Source organism: Arthrobacter sp. AG367, from assembly GCF_007828995.1.
In the GTDB taxonomy this organism is placed as follows: Bacteria; Actinomycetota; Actinomycetes; order Actinomycetales; family Micrococcaceae; genus Arthrobacter.
On the sequence record NZ_VIVE01000001.1, the window covers coordinates 273,552 to 288,359 of the forward strand.

14 protein-coding genes are annotated in these 14,808 nt (G+C 62.0%); 3 read left to right on the forward strand and 11 right to left on the reverse strand.

The genetic code is table 11. From position 1 onward, the window contains the following. Nucleotides 1–5: 5 nt before the first annotated feature. From FB478_RS01235 to FB478_RS01265, 7 genes are all read right to left on the reverse strand, one after another. A complete protein-coding gene (locus FB478_RS01235; protein ID WP_134164198.1) occupies nt 6–257 on the reverse strand; it encodes a hypothetical protein in 252 nt (83 codons plus the stop codon). Between the two features lie 94 nt (nt 258–351). Beyond that, nucleotides 352–1,749 carry an aldehyde dehydrogenase family protein gene (locus FB478_RS01240; protein ID WP_144599667.1) on the reverse strand — a complete coding sequence of 466 codons (1,398 nt, stop codon included), beginning with the start codon at nt 1,747–1,749 and terminating at the stop codon, nt 352–354. Between the two features lie 52 nt (nt 1,750–1,801). Then, the gene (locus FB478_RS01245) at nt 1,802–3,142 is read right to left on the reverse strand and encodes an aspartate aminotransferase family protein (protein ID WP_134165428.1); all 1,341 of its coding nucleotides are present in this window, start codon (nt 3,140–3,142) and stop codon (nt 1,802–1,804) included. 95 nt (nt 3,143–3,237) lie between these two features. Next, a complete protein-coding gene (locus FB478_RS01250) occupies nt 3,238–3,636 on the reverse strand; it encodes a heme-binding protein (protein ID WP_018771074.1) in 399 nt (132 codons plus the stop codon). Between the two features lie 95 nt (nt 3,637–3,731). Then, the gene (locus tag FB478_RS01255) at nt 3,732–4,685 is read right to left on the reverse strand and encodes a phosphotransferase (protein ID WP_056390041.1); all 954 of its coding nucleotides are present in this window, start codon (nt 4,683–4,685) and stop codon (nt 3,732–3,734) included. Nucleotides 4,686–4,827: 142 nt separating this feature from the next. Then, nucleotides 4,828–5,955, reverse strand: coding sequence for an N-methyl-L-tryptophan oxidase (gene solA / locus FB478_RS01260; protein ID WP_082581700.1), 1,128 nt, complete (start codon nt 5,953–5,955; stop codon nt 4,828–4,830). A gap of 37 nt (nt 5,956–5,992) precedes the next feature. Beyond that, a complete protein-coding gene (locus tag FB478_RS01265; RefSeq protein ID WP_056390044.1) occupies nt 5,993–6,607 on the reverse strand; it encodes a TetR/AcrR family transcriptional regulator in 615 nt (204 codons plus the stop codon). Nucleotides 6,608–6,825: 218 nt separating this feature from the next. On the opposite strand from FB478_RS01265, the gene FB478_RS01270 reads away from it, so the two are divergent. From FB478_RS01270 to FB478_RS01280, 3 genes are all read left to right on the forward strand, one after another. Further along, a complete protein-coding gene (locus FB478_RS01270) occupies nt 6,826–7,623 on the forward strand; it encodes a tyrosine-protein phosphatase (RefSeq protein ID WP_081620239.1) in 798 nt (265 codons plus the stop codon). A gap of 49 nt (nt 7,624–7,672) precedes the next feature. Then, entirely contained in the window at nt 7,673–9,124 is a 1,452-nt protein-coding gene (locus FB478_RS01275; protein ID WP_018771069.1) for an APC family permease, read from the forward strand. A 188-nt stretch (nt 9,125–9,312) separates the two neighbouring features. Continuing rightward, complete coding sequence (locus FB478_RS01280) at nt 9,313–10,155, forward strand: SDR family NAD(P)-dependent oxidoreductase (protein WP_051081424.1); 843 nt, start codon at nt 9,313–9,315, stop codon at nt 10,153–10,155. 309 nt (nt 10,156–10,464) lie between these two features. Here the strand turns inward: FB478_RS01280 and FB478_RS01285 are convergent, their stop codons facing one another. From FB478_RS01285 to FB478_RS01300, 4 genes are all read right to left on the reverse strand, one after another. Next, nucleotides 10,465–11,367: a carbohydrate ABC transporter permease gene (locus tag FB478_RS01285; protein ID WP_056390047.1), complete on the reverse strand. Its 903-nt coding sequence runs from the start codon at nt 11,365–11,367 to the stop codon at nt 10,465–10,467. A gap of 8 nt (nt 11,368–11,375) precedes the next feature. Next, nucleotides 11,376–12,305 carry a carbohydrate ABC transporter permease gene (locus tag FB478_RS01290; RefSeq protein ID WP_056390049.1) on the reverse strand — a complete coding sequence of 310 codons (930 nt, stop codon included), beginning with the start codon at nt 12,303–12,305 and terminating at the stop codon, nt 11,376–11,378. After that, nucleotides 12,302–13,762, reverse strand: a complete 1,461-nt coding sequence (locus tag FB478_RS01295) for an extracellular solute-binding protein (RefSeq protein ID WP_056390051.1) — start codon at nt 13,760–13,762, stop codon at nt 12,302–12,304. The genes FB478_RS01290 and FB478_RS01295 overlap by 4 nt, the downstream gene beginning before the upstream one ends. Before the next feature lie 64 nt (nt 13,763–13,826). After that, the gene (locus FB478_RS01300) at nt 13,827–14,798 is read right to left on the reverse strand and encodes a PfkB family carbohydrate kinase (RefSeq protein ID WP_144599668.1); all 972 of its coding nucleotides are present in this window, start codon (nt 14,796–14,798) and stop codon (nt 13,827–13,829) included. Between the last annotated feature and the right edge of the window lie 10 nt (nt 14,799–14,808).

Consider the following 14,808-nt stretch of genomic DNA (forward strand, 5'->3'; position numbering starts at 1 on the left):
GCGGATCAGATGTCTTTAGTGTCGAGATGCCAGATTCTGTGGGTCCCGACGCTGAGAAGCTGGCGGTCACCACTGGAGATTCTGCGGACCCAGATCACGCCTATCTCTGCTGCTGTTTCTTCTACTTGGAGCCCGTCTTGGTAGAAGAGATCTTCTGAGACGGCAACCCTGTCGCCGGCCCGGAGCATGGACCAGTCCTCTACCTCAACTGCACGGGTGTGGCGGTTCAAGTAATCCTCCGCAATGTCGATTGGCACTACTGGGTCGCTGTATCTAGCGTGCGGCCCTTAGCCTTGGCCTTCCGCGGTGGGGGCACCGCCTGCGGCGGTGCCCCCACCAGTCAGTGGTGTTTTAGCCGTTGATTACCTGGGGGACGCCGAGGTGTTTGAGTCCTTCGACGCCGAATTCGAGGCCGTAGCCGGATTGTTTTGCGCCGCCGAAGGGGATGCGGGGGTCGACGGCGCCGTGTTTGTTGATCCAGACGGTACCTGCGTGGATGCGGGCGGCGACGTTGCGGGCTGTTGCCGGGTCTGAGGACCAGACGGAGGCGCCGAGTCCGACGTCGAGGGCGTTTGCTTTCTGGATTGCTTCGTCGATGGTGCTGTAGCGGATGATGGGCAGGGCGGGGCCGAATTGTTCTTCGGCGACGAGCGGGTTGTTGTTGTCGATGTCGGCCACGAGGGTGGTGGGGTAGAAGTAGCCGGGCTGGTCAGTGTCCGGGTTTCCGCCGAGGAGGACGCGGGCTCCGGAGGCTTTGGCGGCCTCCACGAGGTTCGCGACGATCTCGTATTGTGCCTTGTTCTGCAGCGGTCCGAGGACGTTGTTTTCGTCCAGGCCGTTACCCATTGGCATGGCCTTGGCCACGTTGGTGAGTTCGTCGCAGACGGCGTCGTAGATGTCGTCGTGGACGTAGAGGCGTTTCAGGGCGGCGCAGGTTTGGCCGGTGTTGATGAAGGCGCCCCAGAACAGGCCTTCGGCGATGGCCTTCGGGTCGGCGTCGGGCAGGACGATGCCGGCGTCGTTACCTCCCAGTTCCAGGGTGAGCCGCTTGACGGTGTCCGCGGAGGATTTGATGATCGCTTTGCCGGTGGCGGTGGAGCCGGTGAACATGATCTTCCCGATGGCGGGGTGGGAGGCGAGGGCTTCGCCTACATCGCGTCCGCCGGAGACTACGGTGAGGAGCCCTTCGGGCAGGGCTTCGTTGATGGTTTCAACGAGGGCAAGCACGCTGAGCGGGGTGTGTTCGGAGGGTTTGACCACTACGGCGTTGCCCATTCTCAGGGCGGGGGCGACCTGCCAGACGGTGATCATCATGGGCCAGTTCCACGGTCCGATGGCCCCGACGACGCCGATGGGCCGGTAATGCAGTTCGGCGCGTGTTTCACCGTCATCGACCAGGGTTTCGGCTTCGAGCGGTGTCCCGGCGGCGGCGCGAAGCCAGGCCGCGCAGGCGCCGACTTCGAAGCGGGCGTTGGGGCCGTTCAGCGGTTTGCCCTGCTCGCGGGAAAGCAGCTGGGCGAGGTCTTCGGCGCGGGCTTCGATGGCGTCGGCGGCCTTCAACAGTGCAGCGGACCGTGCCTCGTGGCCGAGCTCGGCCCACGCCGGTTGGGCGGCGACTGCCACGTCGATGGCGTGCTGCAGGTCCGCGACCGTGTGGACGGGCGCGTCGCCGACGGGTTCACCGGTGGCGGGATTGAAGATGGTCCGGGCAGCAACGGAGCCCTCGGTCAGGACGGGTGTGGTGTTCATGGCATTCTCCTCATTGAGTGGTTAGTTGTTGTTCCGCGTGAATCCGGGATGGTCACCATTGGTTTTGATCAGTAGGGCCGTCGAGTGTTTCCAGTGCCAGACGGAGTTGCTCGATCATGTGTTGGGCGTGTTCGAGTTCGAAGACGAGCGGTGGCCTCATTTTGAGGACGTTTTCGTGGCGACCGATCTTTCCGATGAGAACGCCGCGGGAACGCATCTCTTCTGTGAGTGCCTTGGTGGCGGCGGGGTCCGGCGTCGCATCGTCGGGATTGACGATTTCAAGGCCAAAGAAGAGGCCCCTGCCGCGGACGCTCTTGATCCTGGGGTTGCCCTTAGTAAGGGCTGCGAGTTCGTCAGCGATGAACTTGCCGAGTTGGTGTGCATTTTCAACAAGCCCGTTCTCTTCCATGACCTGCAGGACAGCAAGGCCTGCTGCTGACGAAACGGGGTTTCCAGCAAATGTGTTGAAGTAGGTGTTGTTTTCCCCGAATTCCTCCATCAGTGCGTGCGTGGTGATGACGCCACCTACGGGGTGGCCGTTGCCCATCGGCTTGCCAAGTGTCACCAGATCAGGGGTGGTGCCGAAAGCCTGGTGGCCCCACATGTGGTTGCCGGTCCGTCCGAAGCCTGACTGGACCTCGTCCGCGATGATCAGTCCGCCGGCGGCATGGACCCGGTCGGTGACCGCCTCGATGTAGCCGTCGGGGGTCTGCAGGAGTCCCTCGGTTGAGAACAGCGGGTCATACAGGATGGCTGAGACGCCGTAGCCTTCGGCCTGGAGCGAGGAGATGGCTGCGTCGACGTCGCGCAGCGCTTCCTGGAGGAGGCGCTTTCGTTTAGCCGGTGTCAGCCCTGCTGCGTCCGGAATACGAATGGGGCGTACGTGGGCGCCGAGGGGTTCTTTGACCTGGAGGCCGGTGGTCAATTCGGCAAGGGTCGTGGTGTTGCCGTGGTAGCTGTGGTCCGAAATAAGGATGCCGGTGTTGCCGGTGTGTTGCCGTGCGATTCGCAGCGCGAGCTCGTTTGCTTCTGATCCGCTATTGGTGAAGAACACCCGCTCCAAGGGGGAATCGAAGAGCGCCAGCAGCTTTTCGGCGTACTCAACGACGCGTGAGTTGAGGTACCTCGTGTGGAGGTTGACGGTCTGCAGCTGGGTTGTGATTGCTTCGCGGACGACGGGGTTGGAGTGTCCGACGTGTGGAACGTTGTTGTAGACATCCAGGTAGGTCTTGCCGGTGGCGTCGTGGACCCACACGCCCTCGCCGGCCACGATTTCCAGGGGAGTGGCATAGAACAGCGGGGAGTGGCGCCCGATGGTGCGTTCGCGGCGGTTAATGAGACCTTCCTGGAGGAGTGCGTCGGGTGCCGGTTCTGTGGCTGTTTCGAGTGTCATTGCTGTCCTTGGCCGTTGGTGCGGATTTGAGTCCGGAACATGAGTCGGTGGGTGTTGCCGGGGTCGGACGGTCGATGGCCGGCCCCGGCAACCGGTTAGAGGGCTTGGGCGCCGGCAGTAGCGACCAGGTGGTCGTTTTCCACGGTGCTGCCGCTGACACCGATGGCGCCGATGGTCACCCCGTCTTTGGTCAGTGGGATGCCTCCGGGAAAGGTGATCAGGCCGCCATTGGACACTTCGATGTTGAACAGCGGTCCGCCGGGCTGCGAGATCGAGCCGATGTCTCCGGTGGGCATGTCGAAGTAACGGGCCGTGCGTGCCTTTTTGATGGCGATGTCGATACTGCCGAGCCACGCACCGTCCATGCGGGTGAAGGCCTTGAGGTTTCCGCCGGCGTCTACAACGGCAATGTTCATCAGAGTTTCCGAGGCCAGGGCTGCCTCTCGTGCCGCTTCAACTATCTTGTGTGCTTCTTGCTGTGTGATGTCGTTCATCTGTTGCTCCGAAATCTTTTTCCTGTTTATGGGCGTAGTTGTATCGACTGGTGTAGAGCCAGCCTTGGTTAGGCGCTAACGCGCGACGGGGGGTGTTAGACGAGAGCTGCCGGTTTTGCGGCTGCCTTTACTAAGTCAGGGAAGTCAGGGGCTGTTATTTCGGTGATCAGCCCTTCCCAGCATGTACGCAGTTCCCCTGCGTAGTCGGCGTCGTCGTTGGGCGCAGCGTTGCCCATTGCGGTGATCCACAGTCCACTGTTGGACCAATGGGCCACCGCCATGAAGAGCCTGGCGCGGGCCATTTTTACTGGGTCAGTGTTGCCGAAATAGGCTTCGAAGAGTGCCTGTGCCCTCTCTTTCCCGAATCCGTTTTGCGCTGCAATAAATCCGATCTCGTAGCACGGGTCCGAGTTGCCGGCGAGGTCCCAGTCGATAATGTTGTAGGTCATCGAGGAGGTGTCCTTGATGATGTTTGCATCCCAAATGTCCAGATGGCAGGGAACAAACTGGGAAGGATCCAGGGCCAGGACGGTCTCCAGGCGGTCCATCAGGGCCTGGATGGCTGACGTTCCGGGCGGCAGCTCGATACCCTGTCTTTTGGCGGCCTCCATCCTTTGTCGGGCCAGGTTGAAGGGGTTGATGTCGTTGAGGAACCGGCGGCCGGAGTGATGAAGCCGGTGAAGGGCAGGGACGAGTCGGGTGACGGAGTCATCGTCCTCGCTTAGCCTCGGGTGGCCTCCCGGAACAAAGTCGAGAGCCAGCGCCAAGGGTTCGTTTGAGACTGTTATGACGGGCGCGCCCACTCCGATCTCGGCGGCAATTCTTGTGTTTTCCAGAACCACGTGGGCGGCGGGCAGAACTCCTACCGTTTCCCAGTAGTTGTTCCAGAGCTTGACGACGCAACGACGGGAACCGTCCTCGACGAGGTAGTTCTTATGGGCCTGGCCGCCGGAGAGGGAATGTGCGGTGACGTGACAGCCAGCCCAGTCTGGGTTCGTCGAAAGCACCGCCTCAATGCTGGTGATTTCGGTATCAGGGACGATGGTCATTAGGATTGGATGTCCTTCGATGTTCGAATGCAGGTGCACTGTGTTGGGGTCGGAGGTTGTCCTGGCTGCACTGTTCGCACTGTTTCACGAGCTCCCACAAGCTCTGTAACGGTGCGGTCAGGACGTCTGCCGGTGTCACTGTTTACGCCTTTGCTATGGCGAAGCGTGAAGGCAGGAACAGGTTTGTTTCGGGGCGGGAAATGCCGTCGACATGATCGGCCAGCATTTCACCAACAACCGCTGCATAGCGGAACCCGCGGCCCATGTCTCCGGTGCCTATGACGACATCGGACGACTCCGGGTGTCCACCGATAACCCAATGGCCGTCCTCCACCTCAGACCACATGCATACGGTGGTCGATACCGGGTTGGTGTCGATGTCCGGGAGCCTGGCGCTGAGCACTTCCTGGATCCGTTCGAGGTCTCCGGGCCTGAGGTCCTGACTAAGGTCCTCGGGGTCGATCCAGTTTCCCTTCCCGGGGACAGAGAACTTCCATTCACCGTTAGGCTCGGAGCAACCGTAAGCCGGTGCCTCGTCCGATCCTGGGGGCTTGGCGAAGTAGATGGCCGGCTTCGGTAGCCCGTCCTGGCGGAAATTGGCCAGCACCTGACGGTCCACCTTGTAGGGCAGATCCAGTTGCGTCAAATGGTTGGCGCGGGCACCCACGGTGACGACGACCTTGTCGGCCGAGTAGTTACCCTGATCGGTGCTCACGACGATGCCCGAAGCGCTCTCATCCCAGCCTTGAACCGCTTCTCCCGTGCGCAGGGTTGCGCCGAGCCGGCGAGCCTCCGACTGCAGGGCCTTGATGGCGGGGTGGACGAGGGCAACGGTGCCGTTTGGCTCCCATACGGCGACTTCGTCGTCACCAATGGTGGCCCAAGGGAACCGCTTCCGTGCCGTCGACGCGTCAAGGGCATCGTACTCAAAATCGGACGCGCTTAGGGAGGCCACCGTTTTGTCGAACCACATTGATCCGGGTTCGCCGACGAACACAGTTCCCGAACGTTCCAACAGCCGGGTCCCGGTTTTCGCGGCCAACTCGTCCCACAACTCAAAGGTCCGCTTTGTGAAGGTGGTGTACTGGGCTCCTGCACTGCTGGATTGCCGGGCCAGCCGTGTGGCGCCTCCGTGCGAACCGTGCATGTGCGGTGGTGCGAACTTATCCAGGCCGAGCACGGACTTGCCGCGGGCTGCCAAGTGCCACGCCGCCGATGAGCCCCAGGGGCCCAATCCAATGACGATGACGTCGTAGTGTTGTGTTGACACAAATTCCTCCGTTAGTGGTTTTCGGACCCTTGGCGGGTCAGACAGTGGCTCGTACTAGAAGTCCGTCCATGAGCAACCGGATAGCCGCGACCGCTGGCCCGGCGTTCGCCGGCTCACGTGCTGCAGCAGCCCCGGCAGCGCGGATCGCCCCGGTTATCGTTGCAGCCAAGGCCTCAGTCGGTGCGTCCTCCGGCAAGGTGCCGCTGTCCTTGGCATCCTTCAGATCCCGCGCAATGAGCTCTTCGAAAGAGCGGGAAGTCGAGCCCATGACGTCCGATAGTGCTGACACCAGGTCCGGTCCCATCACCCCGTAGAACCGGCCCTTGGGCTCCTTTGTCGCCTCCACCAGCGCCGTGGCCAGCGCCGTGATTCTTGCGCCGGGGTCCGTCAGGGGATCCCGCAAGCTGATCCCTCGTACGTACACGGCGTCGGCGATCCGCAGATAAACTTCGCGGACAATTTCGTCCCTTCCGCCGGGGAAGTGGGCATAAATGGTGCCCCTCGAAATACCCGCCTGCTGGCTGAGGACCTCGAGCGCGGTAGAGGCGTACCCCTCCGAACTCAGCAGCTCAGCTGCGGTGTCGAGAATGTCGCCGCGGGTTCTCATGCGGTTGCGTTCCCGAAGGGAGAGGGGCTTGTTGGAGGCACTCATTTCTGGTCCTTCGTGTGGGGTGCTGGTGATCTGCTTCACATGATTGCACATCAGATCCTAAAAGTGAACAGTCTGTGCAAACTTTGAAGAAGAGGTACGCGGCCGCTCCGATGCGGTTGAAAACATTGAACACTATGCCTAAGTTCTGAACTAGTCATGCAACAAACATTTAACGTGTTCTATTGCAGTACGAAACATTCAGTGTTTACCTTTTATGTATGAAACAGGTCACACCAGGCTTGGCTGGCCCTAACTCCCTTGAGGGCGTCCGGAACTTCCGAAGCCTCGGGGGACTGCCAGCGCACGGAGGATCCCGTGTGGCTGAAGGCATGGTGTACAGGAGTGGACACTTCGGATACTCGACAGCCCTGGACCGTCAGAGGCTGGAGGCGGCACGCCTGCACTTCATGGATCTGCGAAGTCCTTGGGAATCCGACGCCGAAGACCGTTGCGTGCCTGCGCTAACGGCTGTACAAACGCCACTTCAGGCTCAAGACAGCAGGGACGCGTGCCTGTGGTCTGCGGTTCGCGAAGGTCGCGTGAGCGAGCTTGGCAGGACGCTGACTGCTGCGGAGGCTGAAGAGGTAATGCACCGGCTCTATGCCCGTGACATAGCCGGCAACCCATCGGTATTTGCCAATTTCCTTCAGTCATTGGCTCGAGTTGAGCTGCCTGTCGTCGTCCACTGCTCGGCAGGGAAGGACAGAACCGGATGGGCAATAGCCATCCTTTTGACCATCCTGGGAGTACCTGAAACCGCAATCCTCGAAGACTACGTTCAGAGTTCATTGCCGGAGAACCAATACCTCATCAGAGATTCCGCAGGCAGCGTCGCGCCCATCGACAGGCACCTGCGAACAGTCATCACACCCTTGCTGGAAGCGCGGCAAGGGTACCTCGAAGCCGCATGGCACAGCGTGGAGCACGCCTGGGGATCACGTCACTCCTACTTGGAAGACGGACTCGGCATCACTCCGGCGCTCACAAACAAACTCAAGGCACGGCTCCTCGTCTGAGGAAGCCCGACCACGGCTACGGCCATTATCTGCCCGAAAGAGAAAACCCATGATTGATAATGTCAGCGAGTTGCCGGCAACGACGCCGTCCAGCACACCTGTCCCACCGCAAGCAGGCCATCTCCGCTCAAATAAACTCGGCGTCTTCGCCATCGCCTTTTTCGTCATCGCAGCGGCGGCCCCCATGGCAGCCGTCGTGGGCACCGGTCCCGTGGTCTTTGCTGCGGTTGGACCGGCAGCCCCCTTGATCTACGCGATCGCTGCCCTGCTCATCGCACTCTTCGCCGTCGGATACCTGCGCATGAGCAGGTATGTCACCAACGCCGGCGGCTTCGTCGCCTACATCGCCAAAGGCCTAGGTACACCCTGGGCCACGGCAGGAGCTGGTCTGGCGCTGCTGATGTACCTCAGCTTGCAGGTCGGGCTCTGGTCGCAGTTCGGCGTCTTCGCCGGGCAGTTGCTGGAGAGCATCACGGGACTCTCCGTGCCCCCGCTCGTCTGGATTGTCGCGTTGCTTCTGATCTCCACGGCACTCACTATGCGGGGCGTCGACACGAGCATCCGACTCTTGGCCGTCCTCATCATTGGTGAAACGCTCGTAGTGGCTGCCCTCGTTATCGTGCTCGTTGCCAGCAAGGGGCCAGGAGTCTTCACATTCTCTGGCTTCACGCCAGAAAACCTCTTCAGCCCGGGCCTGGGCATTGCATTGCTGTTCGCCTTCCTGTGCTTCACCAGCTTCGAAGCAACCGTGGTTTTCTCTGAAGAAGCAATCAACCCCCGCAAGACGATCCCGCGGGCCCTCTACGCCGTGATTGCCTTTGTCGGAATTTTTTACACGCTCTCCATCTGGGTTATCGGAGGGGCCATCGGGGTGGACAACATCCAACAGGCGGCAACGGATGACCCTGCGGGATTCATCTTCAACCTCGCCTCCGAAAGTGGAGGGAGCGTCTTGAGCATGGCCATGCAGGTTCTCGTCGTGACCAGTTACCTCGCCATGCTGCTGGGCCTGATGAACATGTTCGCCCGCTACCTTTTCGCCCTCAGCCGTGCCGGAGTCCTGCCGGCCAGGCTGGCCACCGTTTCCAAGGATGGGAGTCCCGCCACCGCAGCCCTGGCCAACGGCGTGGCCGTCGGCATCGTCGTGGTTGCCTTCCTGGTCTTCGGCGCAGATCCGCTGACCGTCGTGTTCGCCTGGTTCAGCGCCTTGGCAACGGCAGCCTTCATCACCATCCTCATCGTGGCGTCCGTATCCATCGTCGTGTTCTTCTTCCGGACCAAAGACAACACCAGTATCTGGGCGACCAAGATCGCACCCACTCTCTCCACCCTGATCCTCTCCTACATCGGCTACGTGACGGTCGAGAACTACGACTCCCTCATTGGGCCTGACAACGCTGCCGCGAAATGGCTGCTCGTCCTCATTCCCGCCGCGATGCTTGGCGGCCTGGTTTTCGGCAGGAGCAGACGCGACATCGACTACGCCAAAGAAGTAATCTGACGCGGATACCTTGCTGCCGCCCCTCTGGCGGCAGCAAGGTATCCGCCATCGTCGATGGGGAAAGCATTTCGGCATTGAAGCCACCAGAATGACGCGCAAAGGTACGCCGCACCCTTGTTTAAGTCGAAGGGTTAGTCCTTCATGAGACGGCAACAGCACACACTCCGAAACAGAACCGGGAGATCCAAATGACCCCCACACCAGTTGCAGTTATTACGGGCGGAGGAACCGGAATCGGAGCCGCCACCGCCGCAGCACTCCGGGGCCAAGGGTGGGAAGTTGTCATCTGTGGACGCCGGCGGGAAGCTATCGCGAAGGTCGCTGAAACAACCGGCGCCCACGCTATTGTCGCAGACGTCGCTTCGGTTTCCGATATGGAACGGCTGGTCGAGGACACCGTGGATCAATTCGGCACCATCAACGGCCTGGTACTGAATGCCGGAATTGTCCGTGCCGGCAGTGCCGGCGAGCTGTCCGATGAAGACTGGAACGCCATGGTCAGCACCAACCTCACCGGGCCCTTCCTACTAGTCCGTGCCGCCTTGCCGCACCTGATCAAAGCCAACGGCTCGATCGTAGGGGTGGCCTCGGCGGCCGCACTTCGGGCTACCGCTGGAATCGCCGGTTACGATGCCACGAAGGCCGGCCTTGCCATGTTGATGCAGTCCGTGGCCGTCGACTACGGACCGCGCGGGGTGCGCGCCAACGCAGTATGCCCTGGCTGGACCCGGACAGAGATGGCCGACATGGAGATGGGCGAATTCGCTGAACACAGCGGCATCGATCGCGAGGAAGCCTATAGCCTCGCCACAGCGTTCGTCCCAAGCCGGCGCCCGGCCGCATCCTCCGAGGTCGCCGATGTCATTGCCTGGCTGCTTTCCGATCAGGCCTCGTACGTCAACGCCGCCACGATCCCGGTGGATGGGGGACTGATCGCAGTCGAGCCCGGCGCCATCGCCTTCGACCCCCGGGTCAGTATCTGCACCACTGGCACCGACGGACCCACCCCGGCGATGCAAGCGATTCCCTGACTAACCACTACAGCCCGTCTTTCACGAGTTAATTGGAAAAGGAGTGTGGACTTTGTCCACACTCCTGGTCCCGGACTATCCCGTACTGCCTCCAAATGCGCCCGTATTTCCGATGTTTTCGCGGGCTCCCAGTGTTTGCAAGGGCGAGAATGTAGTTCGAGTCCCACCTCGGGCACAGCAGATCCCCTCGTCAGAGGGGTTTTTGCTTTAACGTGTTCAGATAGTTTGAGTGTCGTCGCTCTGGTCCGCCTGCGGTGTCCCGAGATGATGCACCCCACTGCGTGGACGTGTTTCTTTCCTAAAGCACCGCTACTTGCTGGCGCCTGCGGTGAGGCCTTCTCGCAGGGTTCGTTGGCCGAAGATGAAGACGACCAGAGCCGGCAGCATGGACAGGATTACGCCGGCGAGGACCACCGAGATGCTGCCGGTGCCGAGATTGCCCTGGAGCGTGACCAGGCCGAGGGGAAGGGTGAAATTCTGTTCGCTGATGGTGAGGATCAGTGGCCGGAAGAACTCGTTCCAATGGAAGTTGAAGGCGAGGATCCCGACGATCGCCATGCCGGGGACCGCCAGGGGGACGTAGACCGAACGGAAGATCCGCCACGGCCCGGCGCCGTCCAGGGCTGCTGCTTCGGCGAAGTCGTTCGGCAGGCCAAGGAAGTACTGGCGCATCAGGAAGGTGCCGAATGCTGTGGGAATGGCCGGAAGGATCAGGGCCAGCAGGGTGTCGGACAGGCCCATTCCACGGATCAGCATGAACACCGGGACGATGGTGACCTGCACCGGGACCATCATGGTGGCCAGCACCAGCGAGAAGATGGCGTTCTTACCGCGGAAGTCCAGGCGGGCGAAGGCGTAGCCGGCCAGGGTGGCCGACGCCATCTGGCCAAGTGCGATCAGGCCGGTCACCAGGGCGCTGTTCAGGACCAGGAGGCCGACGTTGATCTGCTTGAACACTTCCTGGTAGGCCGTGAAGTCAGGGTTGATGGGCAGGAAGGAGGGCGGCAGGTTGAACGATTCCGACGGCGTGCGCAGCGAGGTGGACAAGGTCCACAGGACAGGGCCGAGGGTCAGCGCCGCTGCCACGGCCAAGGCTGCGTATCTGCCGGCAGTGCCGGCTGATGGCAAGCGGCGGGGCGTACGGGTGGCGGGCGGTTCGGCGGTGGAACCGGAAGGCAAGCCGGTCCCGGTGTGCAGGGTCTGGCTGGACATGGCGGACCTCACTGGTAGAAGACGAAGCGGCGGCTAAGGCGGAACTGCAGGGCGGTGACGGCAAGGATCAGCACGGTGAGTACCAGGCCGACGGCGGAGGCTTTGCCGAACTCCAGTTGCTGGAAGGCGGATTCGAAGATGACCATGACGGCGGTCCGGGTGGAGTCGCCGGGGCCGCCGTTGGTCAGGACATAGGGCTGGTCGAAGACCTGCAGGGCGCTGATGATGGCCATGACGGACGCCACGAGCACCGTCGGGCTGATCAGCGGAAGGGTCACATTGCTGAACTGTTTCCAGCCCGTGGCACCATCCAGGTTCGCTGCTTCATGCAGTTCTTTCGGGATATTGGTCAGGGCGCCGAGGAAGAGCAGGAAGGAGAACCCGAAGTTCTGCCACACGTAGACCAGGACGACGACGGCGGCGGACGCCGCAGGGCTTGTCAGCCACGGCACAGCGGGGATCCCGACGAGCGACAGGAGCCAATTCACCACGCCGAATTGTTCGTTGAACATGTACCGCATGAAGATGGACACCGACGCGGCGGAAAGGACCAGAGGAAAGAAGAAGGTGGAACGGAGGAATACCCTCAGCCAGGACGGCATCCTGGCCTGAAGCATGGAGGCCAGGCCAAGGGCGATGCCGAGTTGAAGGACTACCGCCACAATCACAAACCCGATGGTGTTCAGGAAGGACACGCGGACGGTGGGGTCCTGTGCCAGCGAGGCGAAATTGGCGAACCCGACGAACTGTGGTGCCGAAATGATGTCCCAGCGGAAGAAAGCCAGGACCAGCGAAGCAATGATCGGCAAAAAGGTGAAAAGGGCCATCCCGATCACCGTAGGAGCAAGGAAAATCCTTGCAAGCCGCCGCTCGACAAAGGACCGGCGCACGGCCGGTGGCTTCACTGTTGGCCGCGGGACGGTGGACGTGGTGGTCATAAATTCCTCCTCAGGGCCAGTTCGAGGTCACGTTGAAGGTTGCCCATCGCTGTCCGTACATCGGCGGAGCTGCCGCTGACCGCGGTGGAGACGTTCTTCATCAGGGCAGTTTCGACGGCCGCCTGCTGCGGCGGGGCGGGGATCGGACCGGAGGTGGGGAACCTGTCCAAGGTGTCGTAGAAGACTTTCCAGTGCCGCGGCCCGGTGGCGGCGTACAAGGACTCGTTGACCATCGAACGGCGTGTGGGGGTGGTGTTCGGTTTGGGAATAGCCAGCTTCATCGCTTCGCGGCTGGAGCAGAACTTCACCCATTCCCAGGCCGCGTCCTTGTCTTTCGCAGTGCGCATGATCGCGTAGCCGGCAGCACCGAACTGGTGCCGCTGGGTCCGCCAGCGCGGGAAGAACTGCACGTCGAACTGATCGGCGGTCATCCCGGCCTCGTGCAGGCCCTGCGCCCAATAGCCACCGGCCGGCGTCGTGCCGATGCGGTTGTTGCCGAACAGGCCCACCAGGGCGTTGCCGCCCCCGGATTCGGGCCGCACGCCAAGCCCTTCGGCTACCAGTTCACGCAGATAGTCGAAGGTCTCGACCACCCGCCCGTCCTCGGCGTTGGGGGCCAGCCACTGGTACCCGCCGCCGCGGGTCCCACGGGCAGGATCGCTCGGGTAGAAGCGGTCCCAAAGCCAGTCCCCGCCGGGAGCCTTTGTTTCGGACAGGAAGCTGGTGTCATTGGCGTAAAGCCACGGGACAACCCCGCCGAAAAGCCGGTTGGTCCAGTAGTACGGGGTGAAGTCAGCCGGCCGGGCCTTGCGCAGGGCTCGCAGTGTGGCGCTGAAGTCGTCCTTGGTCCAGTCGTCCCTCGGCCGGTCAACGCCGGCCTGCGCGAAGGTGGTGGTATTCAGGTACATGTTCGCCGCGTTCCAGTCCAGGGGAAGCTGGTACAGGCTTCCCTGGTACATGAAGGCTTCCAGCAGGCTCGGATGAACGTCGTTAAAGTAGTCGCTCATCGCCGCGGCGTCCCGGCGGACATATCCATCCAGAGGCTCGGCCAGCTTGTCGGCGAACAACTGGGCGCCTTCGGTGGCGACATAGACCACATCCGGGGGCGTGCCCGCGGCCACCATGGTCAGGATCTTGGAAAAGAAGTCCTTCCAGTCCGCACCCTGAATCGCCTGCAGCCGCACTGGGATGTCGGGATGGGCGGCGGTGAAAGCCTGGATCAGGCCCTGGCGTCCCGCCGCATCCGCTGCCGTTCCCAGAATGGCGATGTTCAGGGCCTTGCTGCCGCGGCCCGGAATGTCAGCGCCGGTAAGTCGGGGCCAGGCCCCCACAGTGGCCCCCGCCACGGCGAGCCCGCCCAGGCCCAGCATGGAACGCCGGGTGAGTTGCGCAAACCTGCTGCTGGACGGCAGCGAATGCGCAGGGGCTTGGTGCCCCGGTGTCTTTTCAGACGTCATTGTTGGCTCCTCCTAACAGGGTAAACGGCGTCCTTTACTTTTGTTGCCCGCAGGGTCGTTTTGTTTATGCCTGGTCGCATGCGAAAGCCCGTGGTACGGAGGCGTGTGCTTCGACAGCAGCTGTGAGTTCGTCAAGGGTGGGCGGGTTAGCCCCGGCGCGCTGCACGGTGATGGCCGCTGCTGCGGCTGCGGTGCGTCCCAGCTGCTCCATGACGGCGGGGGCAAAGCCCTCGGTGCCGCGGGTGAGCAGGCCCAGGATCAGTGCGGCCATGTAGGAGTCGCCGGCGCCGATGGTGTCCGCCACCGTCGCTTTGACGGCGGGAATGGTGATGCTCGCGGACGGCGAGGTGAATTGGGAGCCGGCAGCACCTTTGGTTATCACCGCCAGCCCGGCGCCGAGGCGGAGGATGTGCTCAGCGGTTTCTTCCAGTGTTTTCGCGGGGTAGAGCCACTGGGCGTCCTCGTCGCTGAGTTTAACGACGTCGGTCAGTGCGCCGATTGCTTCGAAGGTTGCCTTCGCTTCGGCGTGGCTGCCAAGCAGGGATGGCCTGATGTTCGGGTCGTAGGTGATGGTGCAATGCTTGTGGGCTTGTTCGAGCAGGGTTTTGACGGCACCGGCGCCGGGGTTGAGGAAGGTGGCGATGGAACCGGTGTGCAGGATTTGGGGGAAACAGGCAGGCGTTGCTCTTGGCAGCTGCCAGCGGATGTCGAAGTCGTATGCGGCGGATCCGTCCGGTCCGAGGGTTGCGGTCGCTGTTGCGGTGCGGGTGAGGGATTTTGATCCTGGCAGAAGTGTCGCCCCTGCCCGGTGGAGGTGGATCTCTATAGTTCTTCCCCGCTCATCGGGTGCAATGGCCGTGAGCAAGCCCGTGGTGACCCCCAGGAGACCGAGGCCATAGGCGACATTGGCAGGCGATCCGCCAGGATGCTCAACCTGGCTGTTCGGGGTGGTGACCACATCGATCAACGCTTCACCGACAACGACGGCGTCAAAAGGCTTTTGGGAGTCTGGGCAGGCTGCTTTGAGGTAATCCATGTTTGTCTCT

Bases quoted from the DNA above. Each gene is read 5' to 3' on its own strand.
- FB478_RS01290 (WP_056390049.1), bottom strand. From the start codon at position 12,305: ATGACCACCACGTCCACCGTCCCGCGGCCAACAGTGAAGCCACCGGCC.
- FB478_RS01295 (WP_056390051.1), bottom strand. From the start codon at position 13,762: ATGACGTCTGAAAAGACACCGGGGCACCAAGCCCCTGCGCATTCGCTG.
- FB478_RS01285 (WP_056390047.1), bottom strand. From the start codon at position 11,367: ATGTCCAGCCAGACCCTGCACACCGGGACCGGCTTGCCTTCCGGTTCC.
- FB478_RS01275 (WP_018771069.1), top strand. From the start codon at position 7,673: ATGATTGATAATGTCAGCGAGTTGCCGGCAACGACGCCGTCCAGCACA.
- FB478_RS01270 (WP_081620239.1), top strand. From the start codon at position 6,826: ATGAAACAGGTCACACCAGGCTTGGCTGGCCCTAACTCCCTTGAGGGC.
- FB478_RS01300 (WP_144599668.1), bottom strand. From the start codon at position 14,798: ATGGATTACCTCAAAGCAGCCTGCCCAGACTCCCAAAAGCCTTTTGAC.
- FB478_RS01245 (WP_134165428.1), bottom strand. From the start codon at position 3,142: ATGACACTCGAAACAGCCACAGAACCGGCACCCGACGCACTCCTCCAG.
- FB478_RS01280 (WP_051081424.1), top strand. From the start codon at position 9,313: ATGACCCCCACACCAGTTGCAGTTATTACGGGCGGAGGAACCGGAATC.
- FB478_RS01265 (WP_056390044.1), bottom strand. From the start codon at position 6,607: ATGAGTGCCTCCAACAAGCCCCTCTCCCTTCGGGAACGCAACCGCATG.
- FB478_RS01250 (WP_018771074.1), bottom strand. From the start codon at position 3,636: ATGAACGACATCACACAGCAAGAAGCACACAAGATAGTTGAAGCGGCA.
- FB478_RS01255 (WP_056390041.1), bottom strand. From the start codon at position 4,685: ATGACCATCGTCCCTGATACCGAAATCACCAGCATTGAGGCGGTGCTT.
- FB478_RS01240 (WP_144599667.1), bottom strand. From the start codon at position 1,749: ATGAACACCACACCCGTCCTGACCGAGGGCTCCGTTGCTGCCCGGACC.